The organism is uncultured Nevskia sp. (assembly GCF_903885465.1).
Classification (GTDB): Bacteria; Pseudomonadota; Gammaproteobacteria; order Nevskiales; family Nevskiaceae; genus Nevskia.
Genome location: NZ_CAISIQ010000564.1, coordinates 1 through 5,129 on the forward strand (window position 1 = coordinate 1; position 5,129 = coordinate 5,129).

At 64.4% G+C, this 5,129-nt stretch carries 5 protein-coding genes and 1 pseudogene; 4 read left to right on the forward strand and 2 right to left on the reverse strand.

Annotation, left to right across the window (positions count from 1 at the left end; translation table 11 throughout):
* Positions 1 to 48: 48 nt before the first annotated feature.
* Positions 49 to 609 (reverse strand): adenylate kinase, encoded by a 561-nt coding sequence (locus tag QZY06_RS21900; RefSeq protein ID WP_295688340.1) that lies wholly within the window; start codon positions 607 to 609, stop codon positions 49 to 51.
* Positions 610 to 875: 266 nt separating this feature from the next.
* Here QZY06_RS21900 and QZY06_RS21905 point away from each other — a divergent pair, with 266 nt between their 5' ends.
* From QZY06_RS21905 to QZY06_RS21920, 4 genes are all read left to right on the forward strand, one after another.
* The gene (locus tag QZY06_RS21905; protein ID WP_295688342.1) at positions 876 to 2,135 is read left to right on the forward strand and encodes a 6-phosphofructokinase; all 1,260 of its coding nucleotides are present in this window, start codon (positions 876 to 878) and stop codon (positions 2,133 to 2,135) included.
* A gap of 51 nt (positions 2,136 to 2,186) precedes the next feature.
* Complete coding sequence (gene ppa, locus QZY06_RS21910) at positions 2,187 to 2,717, forward strand: inorganic diphosphatase (RefSeq protein ID WP_022976214.1); 531 nt, start codon at positions 2,187 to 2,189, stop codon at positions 2,715 to 2,717.
* 114 nt (positions 2,718 to 2,831) lie between these two features.
* Positions 2,832 to 4,145, forward strand: a complete 1,314-nt coding sequence (gene purD, locus QZY06_RS21915; protein WP_295688344.1) for a phosphoribosylamine--glycine ligase — start codon at positions 2,832 to 2,834, stop codon at positions 4,143 to 4,145.
* Positions 4,142 to 4,684 carry a RimK/LysX family protein gene (locus QZY06_RS21920; protein ID WP_295688346.1) on the forward strand — a complete coding sequence of 181 codons (543 nt, stop codon included), beginning with the start codon at positions 4,142 to 4,144 and terminating at the stop codon, positions 4,682 to 4,684. The genes purD and QZY06_RS21920 overlap by 4 nt, the downstream gene beginning before the upstream one ends.
* A 79-nt stretch (positions 4,685 to 4,763) precedes the next feature.
* Here QZY06_RS21920 and QZY06_RS21925 read toward each other — a convergent pair.
* Positions 4,764 to 5,129, reverse strand: a pseudogene (locus QZY06_RS21925) (transcription termination factor Rho); the annotation flags it as partial.

Here is a 5,129-nt window from a genome sequence, read left to right on the forward strand (position 1 = left end):
CCGGGTCTCGCGTGGCGAGGCCCGGGCGTCGGGTCCTGCGTCGATCGATTACAGCGTTGCGACGATGCGGTCGAAGATCTGATCCATCGTGCCGATGCCGTCGACGGCGACGACCTTGCCCTGCTTGCCGTAGTAGTCGAGCAGCGGATGGGTTTCGGCGTTGTAGACCTTGATGCGGTGGCGGATCACGTCTTCCTTGTCGTCGTCGCGGCCTTCCTTCTGGGCGCGATCGAGCAGGCGGGCAATGATTTCCTCGTCGGCCACGGCGAGGTGCACGGCGCGTGAAATGCCCGGCTGACCGAGGCGGACCAGCATCGCGTCCAGGGTTTCGGCCTGCGCGGTGTTGCGCGGGAAGCCGTCGAGGATAAAGCCCTTCTTGGCGTCGTCCTGGCCGAGGCGTTCCTCGACGATGCCGATGACGATCTCGTTGGCCACCAGCTGGCCAGCGTCCATCACCGCTTTCGCCTTGCGGCCGAGTTCGGTGCCAGCCTTCACGGCAGCGCGCAGCGCGTCGCCGGTAGAAATCTTCGGGATGCCGTAATGGGCGACCAGCTTTTCGCCTTGCGTGCCCTTGCCCGAGCCGGGCGCACCCAGCAGGATGATTCTCATGGTGCAGACAGCCCCTGTGTGAGCCGCATGTGTGCGGCTTCGTTCGGAAGAAAGCGATCACAACAAAGCTGCAGTCTGGCGTGCGTGGTGACGCCGACCGCAGCGATAAGTGAGCGCGATGGGCGAAACGGTACCCGGTGGATGCGTACCACGTCAACGCGGAAATCGTGCCAGCGCGGTTATACTTTGGGCTATACCCATCGCGTTCTCCGCGCCGGACCCCACTCCGGTCCGCCAGCCTCCGGTCCTTTCGCCTCGTCCTTGCCATGCCTCGCAATGCCTTCTACGCCCAATCGGGCGGCGTCACGGCTGTCATCAATGTTTCCGCCGCCGGGGTCATCGAGACCGCCAGGCGCTACTCGCAGACCATCGGCAAGGTCTACGCCGGCCGCAACGGCATCATCGGCGCGCTGACCGAAGATCTGATCGACACCTCGCTGGAATCCGATGCCGCGATCTCGGCGCTGCGCTACACGCCGTCGGGTGCCTTCGGTTCCTGCCGCTACAAGCTGAAAGGTTTCGACAAGAACCAGGCTGAGTACGAGCGCCTGATCGAAGTGTTCAAGGCCCATGACATCGGCTACTTCTTCTACAACGGCGGCGGCGATTCGGCCGACACCTGCCTGAAGATCAGCCAGATGGCCGAGCGCCTGAACTATCCGCTGCAGGCGATCCACGTGCCGAAGACGATCGACAACGATCTGCCGATCACCGACTGCTGCCCGGGTTTCGGCTCGGTGGCCAAGTACGTGGCCGTGTCGATCCGCGAAGCCGGTTACGACGTCGCCTCGATGGCCAAGACTTCGACCAAGGTGTTCATCCTTGAAGTGATGGGCCGCCATGCCGGCTGGATCGCCGCTGCCGGTGGCCTGGCCTCCGAGAACGAAGGCGACAGCCCGCACATCATCCTGTTCCCGGAAATCACCTTCGACGAAGCCGCGTTCCTGGCGAAAGTCGATCACTGCGTGAAGACCTACGGCTACTGCACGATCGTCGCCAGCGAAGGCCTGCACGCACCGAGCGGCGAGTTCCTGTCCGAAGCGGGCGGCAAGGATGCCTTCGGCCACGCCCAGCTCGGCGGCCTGGCGCCGCTGCTGGCGGGCATCGTCAAGGACAAGCTTCAGTACAAGTATCACTGGGCAGTGGCCGACTATCTGCAGCGCGCCGCGCGCCACATCGCTTCGGCAACCGACGTCCAGCAGGCCTATGCGGTTGGTCAGGCGGCCGTCGAGATGGCCGTGGCCGGCAAGTCCGGCGTGATGCCGGCGATCATCCGCACCAGCGATTCTCCGTACAGCTGGAACATCGCCGAAGCGCCGCTCGCAAGTGTGGCCAACGTCGAGAAGAAGATGCCGCGCGATTTCATCACCGCCGACGGCTTCCACATCACCGCAGCCTGCCGCCGCTATCTGGCGCCGCTGATCCAGGGCGAGGACTATCCGCCCTACGTCAACGGCCTGCCGGCCTACGTGCAGTTGCAGAACATCGCCGTGCCGAAGCTGACCGGCCGCGAGTTCAAGGTTTGATACCGCAGCATTCCCCTATACCGACAACCTCCACACAACAGGTAAGCAGACATGGGTTTTGAAGCACTGGGTCCGGGCGAAAAGGCCCCGAACGAGTTCTACGTCGTCATCGAAATCCCGGCCTACGGCCCGCCGGTGAAGTACGAAGTCGACAAGGACACCGGCCTGCTGATGGTCGATCGCTTCATGAACGTGGCGATGAGCTACCCGGCCAACTACGGCTATGTGCCGAAGACGCTGGCCGGCGATGGCGATCCGGTCGACGTGCTGGTGATCACTCCGCATCCGGTCGTTGCCGGCTCGGTGATCAAGTGCCGCGCGCTCTGCGTGCTCGACACCGAAGACGAGAAGGGCACCGATGCCAAGCTGCTCGCCGTACCGGTCGACAAGGTGTCGAACGGCGCCTACGACCATCTGCGTGATCTGGCCGATGTGCCGGAGCGGGTCAAGAACGAAATCCACCACTTCTACTCGTCCTACAAGGCGCTGGAGAAGGGCAAGTGGGTCAAGATCTCCGGCTGGCGCGACGCTGCTGCCGCGCGCGGCGAGATCGAAAAGGGCATCGCCGACTACAAAGGCTGACTTGGGGGCTAAGCCCTAAGAGCCTCGCTGCACCGCTGATCGGAAAAGGCAGGCCGCGCGCCTGCCTTTTTCATGTCCGACGTATAACCCCTTCACGATTCAGGAATGTCTCCCATGAAGCAGCCCCTCGCTCCGCAGAAAGTGCTGGTCATCGGCAACGGTGGCCGTGAGCACGCGATTGCCTGGAAGCTGGTGCAATCGCCGAATGTCGCCGAAGTGCTGGTGGCGCCGGGCAATGCCGGCACCGCGACCGAAGCGGGCTGCCGCAACTGCCCGGTGGCCGTCGAGGACATCGCCGGACTGCTGAAACTGGCGGCGGACGAGGGCGTGAGCTTCACCGTGGTCGGGCCGGAAGTGCCGCTGTCGAAAGGCGTCGTCGATGCGTTCCGTGCCGCTGGCCGACGCATCTTCGGGCCGACCCAGGCCGCCGCCCAGCTGGAATCGAGCAAGGCGTTCACCAAGGCTTTCCTCGCGCGTCATCAGATTCCGACCGCGCAGTACCAGGTGTTCACCGACGTGCAGCCGGCGCTCGATTACGTCGCCGGGCGCGGTGCGCCGATCGTCGTCAAGGCCGATGGCCTGGCCGCCGGCAAGGGCGTGGTGGTCGCCGAAACGGTGGCCGAAGCGCAGGCCGCCATCCGCGACATGCTCGGCGGAGCCTTCGGTGGCGCCGGTGCGAGAGTCGTTATCGAGGACTTCCTGCAGGGCGAGGAAGCCAGCTACATCGTCGTCGCCGCGGGTACGAATTACGTGCCGCTGGCGTCGGCGCAGGATCACAAGCGCGTGTTCGATGCCGATCAAGGCCCGAATACCGGCGGCATGGGCGCGTACTCGCCGGCGCCGGTGGTCACTGCCGAAGTCGATGCGCTCGTGCGCAAGCTGGTCATCGAACCGACCCTGGCCGGGATGGCCGCCGAGGGCACGCCGTTCACCGGTTTTCTCTATGCCGGTTTGATGATCGACGCGAAGGGCATGCCGAGCGTTGTCGAATTCAACGCCCGCCTTGGCGATCCGGAAACCCAGCCGATCCTGATGCGCCTCGATTCCGATCTGCTGAGCCTGCTCGAAGCCGCAGTCGATGGCGATCCGAACGCCGCGCCGCCGGCCTGGAATCCGCAGGTCGCGCTCGGTGTGGTGCTCGCCGCCGGCGGTTATCCGGGCGAGATTCGCAAGGCTGATGAAATCTCCGGCCTTGATGCCGCATTCGGCGACGAGGCCAAAGTCTTCCACGCCGGCACCACCCTGAACGCGGCCGGCAAGGTCGTCACCTCGGGCGGCCGCGTGCTGTGCGTGACCGGCCTCGGCGACACGGCTGCGGCCGCACAGGCGGCGGCTTATGAAGCAGTCGGCAAGCTCGGCTGGACCGGCGTACATTTTCGCAGCGACATCGGCTATCGCGCAGTAGCACGGGAACGGAACCTCGAATGAACCGGATAGCGGTCGCAGTGCTCGCAGGTCTCGCCGTCATGTCGACAGCGCAGGCCGAGACCTATGGCCGCACCGAACGGGTGAGGGTGCTCGGCAGCTCGAGTATCGAAGTCATCGGCCGGCTTGATCCTGCGGCCAAGGGCTCGAGCCTGCGCGCCATCAACGTCAAGTATTTCAATCGCGATGGCGGCACCTGGGTGCGCTTCACGATCGACAACGGCAGCGTGCTACCGGGCAGCCGGGTCACCCTGGAACGTCCGATGCTGAAGGACGTGAAGCTGAAGCAGCGCGACGGCGGCGTCGAGCATCGGCCGGAAGTGGCCATCACGCTGTGCATCGGCCGCACGATCTTGGAAACGACGCTGACGGTTTCGGATCGCACCGGCTACACGGCGCCGCTGACCATTGGTGATGACGATGTGCGCAAGCTGGGCGCGGTCGATCCGGCGCGCGAGTACACGATCGAGCCGAGTTGCCCCGCGCAGGCGAAAGTCGAGCCTGAACCGCACGACATGCCGGAGCCGGCGCCCACGCGCTGAGGCGCTTCAACAGGTGTTTCCGATCGAAGGGCAATAAAAAAGCCGCAGCAAGCTGCGGCTTTTTTGCATCTGGCTGCGATCAGTTCCGCTTCATCGAATCGAAGAAGTCGGAATTGGTCTTGGTGCCGCGCAGGCGATCGAACAGCAGTTCCATTGCCGCCAGTTCGTCCATCTGGTGCAGCAGCTTGCGCAGGATCCAGACCTTCTGCAGCTCGCCCGGATCGACCATCAGCTCTTCCTTGCGGGTGCCCGAACGGTTGATGTTGATCGCCGGGAACACACGCTTCTCGGCGATGCGGCGTTCGAGGTGCAGTTCCATGTTGCCGGTACCCTTGAACTCCTCGTAGATGACTTCGTCCATCTTCGAGCCGGTATCGATCAGCGCCGTGGCGATGATGGTCAAGCTTCCGCCTTCCTCGACGTTGCGCGCGGCACCGAAGAAGCG